Consider the following 14,661-nt stretch of genomic DNA (forward strand, 5'->3'; position numbering starts at 1 on the left):
GACCGATAGTGAAGCAGTACCGTGAGGGAAAGGTGAAAAGCACCCCGGAAGGGGAGTGAAATAGATCCTGAAACCGTGTGCTTACAAGAAGTCAGAGCCCGATCTATGGGTGATGGCGTGCCTTTTGTAGAATGAACCGGCGAGTTACGTTCCCGTGCAAGGTTAAGGTGAAGAGCTGAAGCCGCAGCGAAAGCGAGTCTGAATAGGGCGAATGAGTACGTGGACGTAGACCCGAAACCGGGTGATCTACCCCTGTCCAGGGTGAAGGTGCGGTAACACGCACTGGAGGCCCGAACCCACGCATGTTGAAAAATGCGGGGATGAGGTGGGGGTAGCGGAGAAATTCCAATCGAACCCGGAGATAGCTGGTTCTCCCCGAAATAGCTTTAGGGCTAGCCTCGGAAAGAAGAATCGTGGAGGTAGAGCACTGATTGGGTGCGGGGCCCGCAAGGGTTACCAAGCTCAGTCAAACTCCGAATGCCATAGATTTAGTTCCGGGAGTCAGACAGTGAGTGCTAAGATCCATTGTCGAAAGGGAAACAGCCCAGACCATCAGCTAAGGTCCCCAAGTGTGTGTTAAGTGGGAAAGGATGTGGAGTTGCACAGACAACCAGGATGTTGGCTTAGAAGCAGCCACCATTGAAAGAGTGCGTAATAGCTCACTGGTCGAGTGACTCTGCGCCGAAAATGTAACGGGGCTAAACACACCACCGAAGCTATGGCTTGATGCTTTGCATCAGGGGTAGGGGAGCGTTGAATGCGGATTGAAGGTGTACCGTAAGGAGCGCTGGACTGCATTCAAGTGAGAATGCCGGTATGAGTAACGAAAAGATCTGTGAGAATCAGATCCGCCGAAAGCCTAAGGGTTCCTGAGGAAGGTTCGTCCGCTCAGGGTAAGTCGGGACCTAAGGCGAGGCCGATAGGCGTAGTCGAAGGACAACAGGTCGAAATTCCTGTACCACCGTAATCCGTTATGAGCGATGGGGTGACGCAGTAGGGTAGTGACGCGGACTGATGGATGTCCGTCTAAGCAGTGAGGCTGATGTGTAGGCAAATCCGCACATCGTTAAGGCTGGGCTGTGATGGGGAGCGAAAATTGTAGTAGCGAAGGTCATGATCTCAGACTGCCAAGAAAAGCCTCTAGCCAGGAGAAGGTGCCCGTACCGCAAACCGACACAGGTAGGCGAGAAGAGAATTCTAAGGCGCGCGGAAGAACTCTCGTTAAGGAACTCGGCAAAATGACCCCGTAACTTCGGGAGAAGGGGTGCCTCGGTAGGGTGAATAGCCCGAGGGGGCCGCAGTGAAAAGGCCCAAGCGACTGTTTAGCAAAAACACAGGTCTGTGCGAAGCCGCAAGGCGAAGTATACGGGCTGACGCCTGCCCGGTGCTGGAAGGTTAAGGGGAGTGGTAAGCCCTTCGGGGCGAAGCTATGAACCGAAGCCCCAGTAAACGGCGGCCGTAACTATAACGGTCCTAAGGTAGCGAAATTCCTTGTCAGGTAAATTCTGACCCGCACGAATGGCGTAACGACTTGGGCGCTGTCTCAACGAGAGATCCGGTGAAATTTTAATACCTGTGAAGATGCAGGTTACCCGCGACAAGACGGAAAGACCCCATGGAGCTTTACTGCAGCTTGATATTGAATTTGGGTACGATCTGTACAGGATAGGTGGGAGCCGTAGAATCTTGAGCGCCAGCTTGAGAGGAGGCATCCTTGGGATACCACCCTGATCGTATCTAGGTTCTAACTTGGTACCGTAAACCGGTGCGAGGACAGTGTCAGGTGGGCAGTTTGACTGGGGCGGTCGCCTCCTAAAGAGTAACGGAGGCGCCCCAAGGTTCCCTCAGAATGGTTGGAAATCATTCGAAGAGTGCAAAGGCAGAAGGGAGCTTGACTGCGAGACCTACAAGTCGAGCAGGGACGAAAGTCGGGCTTAGTGATCCGGTGGTACCGCATGGAAGGGCCATCGCTCAACGGATAAAAGCTACCCTGGGGATAACAGGCTTATCTCCCCCAAGAGTCCACATCGACGGGGAGGTTTGGCACCTCGATGTCGGCTCATCGCATCCTGGGGCTGAAGTAGGTCCCAAGGGTTGGGCTGTTCGCCCATTAAAGCGGTACGCGAGCTGGGTTCAGAACGTCGTGAGACAGTTCGGTCCCTATCTGTCGTGGGCGTAGGAAATTTGAGAGGAGCTGTCCTTAGTACGAGAGGACCGGGATGGACGTACCGCTGGTGTACCAGTTGTTCCGCCAGGAGCACCGCTGGGTAGCTATGTACGGAAGGGATAAGCGCTGAAAGCATCTAAGCGTGAAGCCCCCCTCAAGATGAGATTTCCCAATTAGTAAGACCCCTTGAAGACGACGAGGTAGATAGGTTGGGGGTGGAAGTGCAGTAATGCATGGAGCTGACCAATACTAATCGGTCGAGGGCTTATCCTAAAATAAAACGCAAATGAGTTTCGGATCCAGTTTTCAGGGTGTAACCTTGAATGTAGAATTTACGATGTAAATTCATGTTTGGTGGCGATAGCGGAGGGGTTCCACACGTACCCATCCCGAACACGACCGTTAAGCCCTCCAGCGCCGATGGTACTTGGACCGCAGGGTCCTGGGAGAGTAGGACGTCGCCAAGCAACAAGCAAGAGAGACCATGATCTTCTGAAGATCTTGGTCTCTTTTTTTGCGTTAAAAGACAGTGGGATTTTATTTAAAGTGAGTTTGTTATAAGTTCAACTGGATAAGTGGATATTAACTAATAAATAAGAAGACGGTTTTAAAATAATTTAGTACCAGGTATTAGTATCTGGTGTTATAATGTGAATAAGGATTACAAAGGAGAGTGATCAGATTGTTGAATTCAAAAGCTAAGCTTACGGCCTTTGGCACTTATGTACCTGAACGGATTTTGACGAACGCTGACTTGGAGAAGCTTGTGGATACGAGTAACGAGTGGATTGTACAGAGAACGGGTATGCATGAAAGACGCATTGCGGCTGAAGATCAATATGTATCTGATTTATGTATACAAGCTATTACTCGTATGATTAACCTGTATGACGTAAATATAAACGATGTTGAGATGATCATTGTAGCGACGAGTACACCTGATTACTACTTTCCAAGCACGGCTTCACGTATTCAGGCTCATTTTGATATTCCAAACACAGGGTCAATAGATGTTAGTGCAGCATGTGCAGGTTTTTCCTATGGACTTCATTTGGCAAATGGCCTTATTACGAGTGGTCTGCATCGTAAGGTGCTGGTAGTGGGAGCCGAAACGTTGTCCAAAATTACAGATTATACGGACCGGACGACGTGTATACTTTTTGGAGATGGTGCAGGGGTTGCACTTGTAGAATATGACGAGGATGAAGGATCATTTTTAACTTCAGATATAGGTACCTATGGGCAAGGGGGAGCACATCTTTACCGTGTGGGATTATCTGATCATTTGGATGGAGAGAAGCTGCAAGACCATGGATTTATTGCTCAAAATGGACGAGAGGTTTATAAATGGGCTGTTCGCTCTGTTCCAACGGGAATCGAACGATTATTGGATAAGGCAAATATGAAGAAGGAGGATCTTGATTGGTTTGTACCTCATAGCGCTAATTTGAGAATGATCGAGTCCATATGTGAAAGAAGTACAGTACCTTTGGAAAAAACGCTGACAAGCGTAGAATTGTATGGTAATACATCGGCGGCATCCATCCCGTTGGCTTTGCAGTGTGGTTTGGATGATGGACGTTTACGGTATGGACAACATGTGTTGTTATATGGATTTGGGGGAGGCCTCACCTATGCGGGTCTGCTATTAAAATGGAGTGTGCCTGATTTGTAAGTTATCCTAACCCATGGAGAAGCAATAGCACTAGTATGTACGATCATGTTAATAAGAGCCGTTGGCATTAGAATTTATCGTAAGTTGGCAGGATGGTATAATTAACACTATGAGAGAAAGGAGCGTAACATGAAGGTATTGGTATTGGCAGAAAAACCGTCCGTGGCCAGAGAGATTGCACGTGTGATGGGTAGCCGCGAGAAGCATAAAAGTTATATAGAAGGACCCCAGTACGTGGTGACGTGGGCACTGGGACATTTGGTCGGCTTAGCAGAGCCAGAGGATTACGATTCTAAGTATGCGACCTGGAATTTGGAGGACTTGCCTATTCTTCCGAAGAGTTCAAAGTTAAAGGTGCTGCGCGAAAGTAATCATCAGTTCAAAGCTGTGCAGCAGCTCATGAAGCGGCAGGACATTGGAGAGCTTATCGTGGCAACCGATGCTGCCCGCGAAGGAGAATTGTTGGCACGCTGGATCATCCAAATGGCAAACTGGAAAAAGCCCTTCCGGCGCTTATGGATCTCCTCGCAGACGGACAAGGCGATTAAGGCAGGTTTCGCAAAGCTATTGCCTGGTCAGCAGTTTGATCGTTTATATGAATCGGCTCGCTGCAGAGCTGAAGCAGACTGGATGATTGGTCTCAATGTAACTCGCGCGTTGACTTGTCGTTATAACGCCCAACTTTCGGCTGGAAGAGTGCAGACACCAACGCTGGGGATGATTATGGAGCGTGAGAAGGAAATTACCGAATTCCGTTCTCAGGAATATGATACTCTGACGGCGGATTTTGGCGATTTTCAGGCAACTTGGCGGGCAGAAAGCAGGGATTCACGCATGTTTGACCGCACTCAAGCAGAGGCTTTGCGCCGCAGACTTGAGGGGGCCAAAGGCACAGTTGCCAGTGTTAAAAAGAGCGAAAAGAACGAGCCTCATCCGCTAGCGTATGATCTAACGGAACTGCAAAGAGATGCTAATCAGCGCTATGGATTTTCGGCTAAACAGACGTCTAATCTGCTTCAGCGTCTGTATGAGCAGCATAAGCTGGTGACGTATCCACGTACAGACAGTCGTTATCTGACATCCGATATGGTGGACACACTTAAGGAAAGGCTCAGTAGTGTAGCAGTAGGTCCGTATGCTTCCTTGGCACGTCCGCTATTGCGTAACAACCTACCAATAACAAAGCGAATTGTGGATGACAGTAAAGTCACGGATCATCATGCGATTATTCCTACTGAGCAGACATTATTGCTTAATCAGTTGAGCCCTGAGGAACGTAAGCTGTATGATCTGATTGCACGACGTTTTATCAGTTTATTCTATCCACCTGCACGTTATGATGCTGTAGCCGTATCAGTAACGGTGGAGCAGGAGACGTTTCAGGTAAAAGGTACAACGGTAAAAGATAGCGGATGGCGTGCTGTATATGACGCGAACCATTATGATATGGATGATGAAGAAGCAGAGGATCGGGAAAACAATGGACGAGGCGTTATTTTACCTGAGCTGCAAAAAGGAGAATCTGTCCGGTTACAGCGTTGTCTTGTACGAGCTGGGCGAACAATGCCGCCGAAGCGGTATACAGAAGCTGCCCTGCTCGCTCAGATGGAAAAACATGGACTGGGTACTCCTGCTACCCGTGCCGATCTGATTGAGAAGCTTGTCAGCTCGGATACGATTGAGCGTCAGGGGAACGTGATGCATCCAACCGGGAAAGGTAAGCAACTGATTGAACTGGCGGCTCCACAGCTTCGAACGCCCGAATTGACGGCACGTTGGGAAGCGGAGCTAGAACGGATTGCTCGTGGTCAAGGACAACCGGAACCGTTTTTGAATTCTATTCGTGCTATGGCGAAAGAGCTGGTTTCCACTGTGAAAAATAGCAATGCGGAGTACAAGCCCCATAATGTGACGAATAGTCATTGTCCAGATTGTGGTACAAAGCTATTGGAGAAGAAGGGCAAGAAAGGCAAGTTCCTTGTATGTCCAAGTGCGGATTGCGGTTACCGTCGTTCAGGGGAAAAACGTTTGTCCAATCGACGTTGCCCGCAGTGTCATAAGAAAATGGAAATGAAAGAGGGCAAAGCAGGATTGTATGTAAGATGCCTGCCCTGTGGCATTACCGAGACGTTGGATAAGGACAAGCAACGGGTAAACAAACGGGAACAGCAAAAGCTAGTAAGACAATTTGAAAAGCAGGAATCTTTTGGATCCAGTTTGGGTGATTTGCTTAAAGCAGCGATGGAACAAAAGCAGGGCAAATAGCAGGCAAATAACGGATGACCAAAAGTGCTACAGTCAACATAATCAGCAGGTATACGTCGGTATAAAAACGATCACTCCTTGGCATGGTAAGCCGAGGAGGTGAGTATTTATGCCCAAACATAAACCGCTTAAAATCAATAATCAGCAAAATAAATCAAGCATACTGGAGGAGGAAATTGCAGCTCATCCAGAGAAGCAAGCGAAATATCCTCCAAGCTTGAATGGGATTCCCAAACAGGAGTCTTGATGCTGCGTGGGAGGGACAACGAATTACTTTATAGAACCAAGACGATTGGACGTCAGATGAAGTAGTTACTATGCTAGACCTGTCTCGCAAAAAAAAGAAGCAGCAGTTACGGTGGTTAACCGTAATCGCTGCTTCTTTTTCATAATAGAATGTTGATTTATTTGATTTGAGATAACTACTTTTAGTATTCATTAAAAAAAGATTGAATTTGGTTAACATCGTGTGTTTGGGTCAAAGCAAGCATGAGCAAAATCCGTGCTTTTTGCGGATTAAGCGAATCGGTCGATACAAAGTTCGATGCCGCGTCTTTTGTTGACGGGGACACCACTCCACTTCCCACGCGGCTGGAGCGGGCAATGATCACTCCTTTTTTACCAGCGGCCTCTGCGCCTTCTGAGGAGGTCTTGGACAAGGAGCCATTACCGGAACCAGCTACGACAATTCCCTTGGCACCAGCTGCTACGGCTGCATCATACAGATAGCGACCATTGTTTTGATATTCGTATAAAATATCTACTTGTGGCAGTTCAGTCAGGTTAGAGATGTCAAATACAGAAGAAGTCGTATGCTTGTGTGTGGATTTGTTGTAGTAGTACACTTGATCGCCCACAACAGCTCCAAGGTATCCCTGCTCCACAGACTTGAACGTATCGACTGCTGTTGTGTTCGTTTTGGTGATGTATCTTGCTGCACCGATACGGTCGTTCAACAGGACGAGTACACCCTGACCTTTAGAGGCCGAAGCCCCAGCGACTTTCACTGCATTATAAAGGTTGAAGGGACCATCAGCACTGATGGCAGTAGCTGGACGCATAGAGCCAACGACAACTACTGGCTTATCGCTTTTGATAACAAGATTGAGGAAATAAGCTGTTTCTTCTAATGTATCTGTACCATGTGTAATGACAATGCCATCTACATCGTCTCTGACAAGCAGTTCATTGGTGCGTTTGGCAAGTTTTAAGAGGATCTCATTATTAACGTCGGGGCTACCTACATTAACAACTTGCTCACCACTGACATTTGCAATACTTTTCATCTCAGGAACGGCATTGATCAGAGTTTCCACACCCAACGCGCCTGCTTTGTAGCCGGTTGTATCCGTATTGACGGAAGATGATCCTGCGATGGTCCCTCCTGTGGCAAGTATTTTAATATTGGGTAAATGATTGGTTTGAGGATTTTCGGATTTGTCCGACGTTGTAGTGGTAGAAGCAGGTGCAGTTGTGCTGGTTGTAGCTGCTGCCGCAGCCGCAGCGTTGGCGGTAAATCCACCACTCCATAAGGTACTACCGAGAATAAAGCTAGCCAACAGGGGAATCATCGTCATTTTTTTCATGTTAGTCATATAAAGCTCCTCTCCAATCTTAAACCTCAAATATAAATGATAGATTAACTGACAAATATTTTGTCGAATTACGTTAATATCACGAATTATAGGGTGTAAAATTACTTTTAGTCAACACTTATGTTAGGAAATATGACTTTAGAACTTATTTATTATAAATGTAATCGATTTCAAAAAAGACATTTGCAAAACAAAACAACAAGCAGATATCTCATAAGGAGTCTGCTTGCTGTTATTGTGGAAGCTAAACAATAGAGTTTACCCCGTAATCAATTCGCATAAAAGGCTGCAGGGTTAAGTTGATACTTTAGGTTAATAACGCGGCTATACAGCTTAATGCAGATTCGTTGATCAAGGATTGTTGGAATGCTGTTTTGTCGGCAAGCTGGCGCTGGGAGTTCCTTTTCCTCGTTTACGGTTGCGTTCTGCCTTTTTTGCATTTTCTCGCAGCTTTTCAACGTATTCATGGGTGCTTTCCATCGCAGTTCCTCCTTTAAGACGAAATAGATGCACTCGGGGATCGCCCTTATGCCACCTTACTATTTCCGCAAAAGCGCTATCCAAGTCAGAAGAGGCGTTGTTTCTGTAAAAGGGGTGGGGTTATAATGAGGGGGAGAGCGCTATATAAGGCCTAATACCTGAACTTGGTACGGTGTGCAAAAGGAGGAGAGACATTGCAGACAGGCTTGTTGGTATGGCTGCTGTTTATCAATGCAGTAGGCTATCTGGTAATGTCGGAGGATAAAAAGAGAGCACGTAAACATCGTGATCGTGTACCTGAACGGACGTTGTTTTTCCTGGCCCTGATCGGGGGAGCATTAGGCGTTCTAATTGCCATGTACCGTAAACGCCATAAAACACGGCATATGAGCTTCAGACTAGGTATTCCTGCGTTGCTATTCATGAACGCATTGCTGTATGGGTATTTTTTACGGTAAAGGGGAGGAGTTTAGGTTCTCATAGGGAAGTTTAATGATGAGTGAGAAGACTATTCCAGCCATCCGGTGACATGGAATGAACAACCACAGAAATACATATTTCAGGTTTTGAATCAATAAACTGAATGAGGAAGAGGTGCATATTATGATATTTTCAAAAGTATTGCTTGCTTATGACGGTTCGGATGCATCCAACAAGGCTTTGTTAAAGGCGGCTGAATTGGTCAAGGCATCACCGTCCTCGAAGCTTGAGGTGGTAACGGCATTCGATTTTCCTCGGATCTTTATGGGCGAAGGTTTGGCTCCAATTCCGGCTTCAATAAATAAAGAATATTACGATTTGGCCGAACAAACTACGGATGAAGTTAAAAAACGACTTGCTGAGCAGGGTGTAGATGCCAAGGTGGAACTGATTCAAGGTTCTCCAGCCGAAGTCATTTTGGATTATGCCAATGAGAATGGCTTCGATGCGATTGTGATCGGCAGCCGCGGCTTGGGCGGTATTCGTGAATTTGTATTAGGTAGCGTGAGTCACAATGTGGTGCAGCATGCGCGCATTCCTGTGCTGGTCGTAAAATAACTGAATAAAAAAGTAAAAGTCGGTTTACTGCCTGTATAGGGAGTGCCGACTTTTATTTTTTTTCAGTGGGATGCGTTGCGGTCGCTGTTATCAGGGAGGGGAGCGATAGCTAAATATAATACAATAGTCCTGACCTGTGGGTATATAAGGGTACTGATTTCACTAAACACGAACATTCTATTGTATGATTATTCTAATGTTCGTTTTCAAGTTGACATAAGGTGTAGGGAATTGTTAAACTAGGAAGTGTATTTTCGATAAAAAATGAACTTAAGGTGCAATTTAATAAGGTACACATGTTTGAGCCGAAACAAACCACGATCATACTTGTAAAGAATATCGATTGGGATGGAATAGGCACAATGCTAACTCGTATAATGCCGGGGATATGGCCCGGAAGTTTCTACCTGGAAACCTTAAATTTCCGGACTACGGGAGACATACGGCTGAAGCCGCATTGGATGCGGTGGAAGAGGCTTGCTTTTGGCATGCCTTTAAGAGGCTCTGTCGTTTGTTTTTTCGTAGTCCGGTGTCTTGAAAATAACGTTATTTTCGAGTGCCGGATTTTTGGCGCTTATTGATAAACAGGGAGTGAAGGACATGTCAGTGCAGGTCGCTGTCATTATGGGCAGCACATCAGACTGGGACACCATGCAGCATGCATGTGCTGTGCTGGACGAGCTTGAAATCGGATATGAGAAAAAAGTAGTTTCAGCCCATCGTACACCGGATTTAATGTTTCGTTTTGCAGAAGAGGCCGCTGGGCGTGGACTAAAGGTCATTATTGCTGGAGCGGGTGGGGCTGCGCATCTGCCAGGAATGGTGGCTGCGAAGACAGCATTGCCGGTCATTGGTGTGCCTGTTCAGTCGAAGGCTCTGAACGGTCTGGACTCCCTGCTCTCCATTGTGCAGATGCCGGGTGGTATTCCGGTTGCCACTGTGGCAATTGGTAAGGCAGGCGCTACAAATGCAGGGCTGCTGGCAGCACAAATATTAGGCGCTTTTGACGAAAAGATAAGCCAGCGGGTTTTGGCGAGACGCGACCGTATTCGTGATGAGGTGCTGGAAGGCAGTGACTCGCTATGAATGGGGCATGTGAATCCGCAGGCCGTATCCGACCTCCTGGTACAACGATTGGACTTTTAGGAGGCGGGCAATTAGGAAGAATGCTTGTACTGGCCGGAACCAATCTAGGATATCGCTTTGTGACACTGGACCCTGCACCGGATAGCCCTTGTGGACAGGTGTCAGAACAAATCCGCGCTGCCTATGATGATGAGTATGCGGCCAGAGAGCTGGCTGAGCGGTGCGATGTGATCACGTATGAGTTTGAAAATGTGGACGCAGGTGTGGCTGCGCTTTTGGAACAGGAATCCAACGTACCGCAAGGTAGTAGTCTTTTGTACACAACACAGCATCGTCTGAGAGAAAAGCGTTCTATTGAAGCTGCTGGTGTCCCTGTCGCTCCGTATCGTGAAATCAGTAGTTCTGCGGATATGGTTCAAGCGGTAGCTGAACTGGGTGTACCGTGTGTGCTCAAGACAGCAGTCGGTGGTTATGATGGCAAGGGACAAGTGGTCATTCGCCAACCGGAGCAAGCCACGGCTGCCTACGAACAACTGGCAGGAGGCGGTGCGGAACTGGTATTGGAACAGTTCATTCGTTTTCGCTGCGAAATCTCGGTGATTGTAGCTCGCAGCACGAACGGTGAAGCCAAAGCCTTTCCACCTGCCGAAAACATTCACGTGAACAATATTTTGCACACGTCAATTGTGCCTGCACGTGTGCCAGAGCCTGTCCAGGAGGAAGCACGCAAGTTGGCGCTGGCTGTGGCAGAGTCGCTGGGTGCGGTGGGACTGCTCGCTGTGGAGATGTTTGTCACCGAAGACGGACAATTGTACGTTAATGAGTTAGCACCACGACCGCATAACTCTGGTCATTACACGATGGAGGGGTGCGCGACGTCGCAATTCGAGCAGCACATACGTGCGATTTGCGGTTTACCCTTGGGCAGCACGAAGCTGCTGACTTCCGTTGTGATGGTCAATGTGCTAGGTGAGCATTTGGAGGATGTGGTTCGGCGGTTTGCGCAATCGGATGTTGAAGCTGAAAGATTGGATGTTGTACCCAAGCTGCATTTGTATGGAAAAAGTGAAGCCAAGCCAGGCCGAAAGATGGGACATATTAATCTATTGTGCCAGGATGCGGAACAAGCGCTGGAATGGATTGAACAAACCAATATTTGGGGGAATAAATAGTCATGATCGAACGCTATAGCAGACCGGAAATGAGAGCGATTTGGACGGAAGAAAATAAATTTAAAGCGTGGCTGGAAGTAGAGCTGTGTGCCTGTGAAGCTTGGGCGGAATTAGGGGTTATTCCAAAAGAGGATACTGTGGCTCTGCGTAAGAATGCAAGTTTTGATATTGAACGGATCTATGAAATTGAGCAGGAGACAAGACATGATGTCATTGCTTTTACCCGCACGGTATCCGAAAGTCTTGGAGACGAGCGCAAATGGGTACATTATGGCTTGACCTCCACAGATGTAGTTGATACGGCACTGGGCTACCTGTTAAAGCAGGCGAATGAAATCCTGGAGCGCGATATCTTGAATTTTATTGAAATTTTGAAGGAAAAGGCATTGGCTTACAAGCATACACCGATGATGGGACGTACACATGGAGTGCATGCCGAGCCGACCACATTCGGACTGAAGATGGGATTGTGGTACGAGGAAATGAAGCGCAATCTGGAACGCTTTCGTTTTGCGGCTGACCAAGTACAATACGGTAAAATGTCCGGTGCAGTTGGGACATATGCCAACATTGACCCGGCTGTAGAAGAATTTGTATGCCGCAAGCTGGGCACCAAGCCTGCACCAATTTCTACACAGACGCTTCAGCGCGACCGTCATGCCGAATACATGGCAACATTAGCGTTGATCGCCACATCGCTGGACAAATTTGCTACAGAAGTTCGTGCTCTGCAAAAGAGTGAGTTCCGTGAGGTGGAAGAAGCTTTTGCCAAAGGTCAAAAAGGTTCTTCCGCGATGCCGCATAAACGCAATCCGATCGGCAGTGAAAACATCTCCGGTCTGGCGCGTGTGATTCGTGGGCATATGGTATCTGCGTATGAGAACGTAACCCTGTGGCATGAACGCGACATCTCGCATTCTTCTGTGGAACGTATTATCCTGCCGGATGCAACAATGCTGTTGAACTACATGCTGAACCGTTTTGGCAATATCGTAAAAAATCTGACGGTCTTCCCTGAAAATATGAAGCGCAATATGGCACGTACGTATGGTGTACCATTCTCCGGCCGTATTATGACGAAGCTGATCGACAAAGGCTTTAGTCGTGAAAAAGCCTACGATACCGTGCAGCCGCGTGCTATGCAGGCGTGGGAAGAACAACGCCAGTTCCGCGAAATCGTCGAGGCGACCCCGGAAATTACGGCCGTGCTCAGCGCAGACGAAATCGAGGATGCGTTCAACCCAGCCTGGCATCTGAAGAACGTGGATACGATCTTCAAAAAGCTGGGATTAGGGGAGTAGGAGGGAAGGTTGCTGCGTGGTGAGGCCGCTGCGCGAACGGATCATTCTTCCAATTGCTGTTGCCATTGTATAAGACCAGATATTGGTTGGAATCCAGAGGCAAAGGCAAGCGCTGACGCTTCTCCAGAACGATTCCGTCCGCTCCGCTGCACCCAGCATCAACCCTCATGTGGGAGCAGAACTATGGGAAGGTGCGGCACATAAGATGCCGCACCTCCCCAAAGGCGATGGAAAAGCGTGTTCCACTGCTTTCTATCGCAGGCCACGTTCTCGTGAGGGCTGCCGAATTTGCGCAGCAAACAGCCCGCTGCCCTCCCGAGAACGCGCAGGCTCAAGAAGCGAAGCCTTGAGCCACCGTATCCGTGCGCAGCGTAGCACATGTGCACAACAGGGCGAAGCCAGAATGCTCGCTGCACGGCATGCCGTGCTACGGCCACGGGCCGAATGGTATTGCGGCGACATGCACGTAAAAACGTTTTTTGTACCAACGTAAAAGCGTTGCTGGATGAGGGCTTGTACCAACAAGCCTTTATCCAGCGAAACGCGCTCACTCCACCGTAGTTACAAAATAGACCACCCCAACCCGCTCACCAGCCAACCCTTGCGGGAGTCCCGAGGGCAGCAGCCCTGGGGGTCCTCCCCGAGGGGAGGATTTAGGAGGGGGAATACTCTTTTGAAAGAGGTGTAATGAAATGTCATTGTCTACTGCCGAAGGTCTGATCCATGCGCCGCTCTTGTATAAAGGCAAGGTGCGTGAACTGTATGATCTCGGAGAGCATTTTCTGATTGTGGTGACAGACCGAATTTCGGCTTTTGATTATGTGTTAGAGCCACCCGTGCCCGAAAAGGGGAATGTGCTGAATAAGCTCAGCGCTTTCTGGTTTGAGCAGACGAAAGACTTGTTGGAAAACCATGTCGTGCACACTGATGTGAACAAGCTCGGGCATGTGATCGACGAACAGAATAAAGAGTTGCTGAAGGACCGGATCATGGTCACGCTGAAGGCTGAACGCATCGACATTGAGTGTGTGGTGCGCGGATATATTACCGGAGGCGGCTGGCGTCAGTATGAGCAGAACGGTGAGGTGAACGGCATTCCATTGCCAGAGGGGCTGCGTAAAAACGAGCGCTTTCCCAAGCCATTATTTACACCGGCTGCAAAAAATGATGTTGGACACGACGAGGACATTTCCCTTCACCAAATGAAAGAACTGGTCGGGGTTGAACTAACAGGTGAGCTTGAAGAAAAGAGCTTGGCGTTGTATGAATTTGCACGTGCATTCTGCGAGAAGCGGGGGATTATTTTAGCCGATTGCAAGTTTGAGTTTGGTCTTGTTAACGGTAAGGTGATTTTGATTGACGAGATTTTCACTCCAGATTCATCCCGTTTTTGGGCGCAGGAAAAGTATGAGCTGGATGTTGAGATTGACAGCATGGACAAGGAGCCGGTACGAAGCTATTTGGCATCATCCGGTTGGGACAAGAATAGCAAGCCCGATCCATTGCCTGCTGAGGTCGTAGAAGAAACAACTGCAAGATATACGGATATTTGGCGGCGTCTGACGGCACAGTAAATAGTAATCATAATTCAACCAATAGGATTCACTCATTCGGAGGAGGAACTGAAGGAACATGATGAAAGCAACAGTCTATGTCACGATTAAGCAAAGCGTTTTGGACCCGCAGGGGGTTGCGGTGCAAGGCGCACTACATTCTATGGGTTTCGGAGAAGTGGACAGCGTCAGAATTGGTAAGTATATGGAATTGAATCTGGATACAACAGACCGCGAGAGTGCTGAAAAGCGCATCATTGAGATGTGCGAAAAGCTGTTGGCCAACACGGTCATTGAAGACTACCGCTACGAACTGGAGGGCTGATTCC

12 protein-coding genes, 2 rRNA genes and 1 riboswitch (1 of these 15 running past the window's edge) are annotated in these 14,661 nt (G+C 48.2%); of the genes, 12 read left to right on the forward strand and 2 right to left on the reverse strand.

The window, feature by feature from the left end; translation table 11 throughout:
• The 5 genes from ACYCSE_RS13135 to ACYCSE_RS13155 form a co-directional block, all read left to right on the forward strand.
• A 23S ribosomal RNA gene (locus ACYCSE_RS13135) occupies positions 1 to 2,440 on the forward strand (it extends 489 nt beyond the left edge of the window).
• Between the two features lie 77 nt (positions 2,441 to 2,517).
• Positions 2,518 to 2,634, forward strand: a 5S ribosomal RNA gene (gene rrf / locus ACYCSE_RS13140).
• 215 nt (positions 2,635 to 2,849) lie between these two features.
• Complete coding sequence (locus ACYCSE_RS13145; RefSeq protein WP_069012421.1) at positions 2,850 to 3,842, forward strand: ketoacyl-ACP synthase III; 993 nt, start codon at positions 2,850 to 2,852, stop codon at positions 3,840 to 3,842.
• A 129-nt stretch (positions 3,843 to 3,971) separates the two neighbouring features.
• Positions 3,972 to 6,107 (forward strand): DNA topoisomerase III, encoded by a 2,136-nt coding sequence (locus tag ACYCSE_RS13150; protein ID WP_459702444.1) that lies wholly within the window; start codon positions 3,972 to 3,974, stop codon positions 6,105 to 6,107.
• A gap of 109 nt (positions 6,108 to 6,216) precedes the next feature.
• Positions 6,217 to 6,354: a hypothetical protein gene (locus ACYCSE_RS13155; RefSeq protein ID WP_459702445.1), complete on the forward strand. Its 138-nt coding sequence runs from the start codon at positions 6,217 to 6,219 to the stop codon at positions 6,352 to 6,354.
• A 181-nt stretch (positions 6,355 to 6,535) separates the two neighbouring features.
• Here the strand turns inward: ACYCSE_RS13155 and ACYCSE_RS13160 are convergent, their stop codons facing one another.
• Complete coding sequence (locus ACYCSE_RS13160) at positions 6,536 to 7,702, reverse strand: type II asparaginase (RefSeq protein ID WP_459702446.1); 1,167 nt, start codon at positions 7,700 to 7,702, stop codon at positions 6,536 to 6,538.
• Between the two features lie 351 nt (positions 7,703 to 8,053).
• The gene (locus ACYCSE_RS13165; protein ID WP_081112528.1) at positions 8,054 to 8,182 is read right to left on the reverse strand and encodes a DUF4023 family protein; all 129 of its coding nucleotides are present in this window, start codon (positions 8,180 to 8,182) and stop codon (positions 8,054 to 8,056) included.
• 194 nt (positions 8,183 to 8,376) lie between these two features.
• Here ACYCSE_RS13165 and ACYCSE_RS13170 point away from each other — a divergent pair, with 194 nt between their 5' ends.
• The 7 genes from ACYCSE_RS13170 (at position 8,377) to purS (ending at position 14,657) form a co-directional block, all read left to right on the forward strand.
• Positions 8,377 to 8,640, forward strand: a complete 264-nt coding sequence (locus tag ACYCSE_RS13170; RefSeq protein ID WP_025719814.1) for a DUF1294 domain-containing protein — start codon at positions 8,377 to 8,379, stop codon at positions 8,638 to 8,640.
• Positions 8,641 to 8,785: 145 nt separating this feature from the next.
• Entirely contained in the window at positions 8,786 to 9,220 is a 435-nt protein-coding gene (locus ACYCSE_RS13175) for a universal stress protein (RefSeq protein WP_061832065.1), read from the forward strand.
• Positions 9,221 to 9,570: 350 nt separating this feature from the next.
• Positions 9,571 to 9,672, forward strand: a riboswitch (purine riboswitch).
• 148 nt (positions 9,673 to 9,820) lie between these two features.
• Entirely contained in the window at positions 9,821 to 10,306 is a 486-nt protein-coding gene (purE, locus tag ACYCSE_RS13180; protein ID WP_013308792.1) for a 5-(carboxyamino)imidazole ribonucleotide mutase, read from the forward strand.
• The gene (purK, locus tag ACYCSE_RS13185; RefSeq protein WP_459702447.1) at positions 10,303 to 11,478 is read left to right on the forward strand and encodes a 5-(carboxyamino)imidazole ribonucleotide synthase; all 1,176 of its coding nucleotides are present in this window, start codon (positions 10,303 to 10,305) and stop codon (positions 11,476 to 11,478) included. Before purE ends, purK begins: the two co-directional genes overlap by 4 nt.
• A gap of 2 nt (positions 11,479 to 11,480) precedes the next feature.
• Entirely contained in the window at positions 11,481 to 12,779 is a 1,299-nt protein-coding gene (purB, locus tag ACYCSE_RS13190; RefSeq protein WP_013308794.1) for an adenylosuccinate lyase, read from the forward strand.
• Between the two features lie 692 nt (positions 12,780 to 13,471).
• Positions 13,472 to 14,353 (forward strand): phosphoribosylaminoimidazolesuccinocarboxamide synthase, encoded by an 882-nt coding sequence (locus tag ACYCSE_RS13195; protein WP_025719826.1) that lies wholly within the window; start codon positions 13,472 to 13,474, stop codon positions 14,351 to 14,353.
• A 58-nt stretch (positions 14,354 to 14,411) separates the two neighbouring features.
• The gene (gene purS / locus ACYCSE_RS13200; protein WP_013308797.1) at positions 14,412 to 14,657 is read left to right on the forward strand and encodes a phosphoribosylformylglycinamidine synthase subunit PurS; all 246 of its coding nucleotides are present in this window, start codon (positions 14,412 to 14,414) and stop codon (positions 14,655 to 14,657) included.
• Positions 14,658 to 14,661 lie beyond the last annotated feature (4 nt).

This window comes from Paenibacillus sp. SEL1, from assembly GCF_054602535.1.